This window comes from Desulfocastanea catecholica (assembly GCF_054657295.1).
The window spans coordinates 1-246 of the sequence record NZ_BAAHYZ010000189.1; the positions used below are offsets into that span (position 1 = coordinate 1).

Consider the following 246-nt stretch of genomic DNA (forward strand, 5'->3'; position numbering starts at 1 on the left):
ACTGAAGCGCCGGGCAAGAACGTCCGGGCCAAGTCCGGGCTGAACAGGTTCATTCTCGATCAGGGATGGTTCGAATTCCGGAGGCAGCTTGAATACAAGCTTGCCTGGAATGGCGGCTGGCTGGTCAAGGTGCCACCTCAGAACACAAGTCGAACATGCCCGGCCTGTGGCTTCGTTGCAAAAGAGAACCGCAAGACACAGGCCCTTTTCAGGTGTGTGGAGTGCGGGTTCAAGGAACATGCCGAT

General features: G+C 56.9%; 1 protein-coding gene. It reads left to right on the plus strand.

From position 1 onward, the window contains the following. The coding region (locus ACYQ8U_RS23460) for a zinc ribbon domain-containing protein (protein ID WP_459947959.1) at positions 1-246 on the plus strand (246 nt) is incomplete at both ends.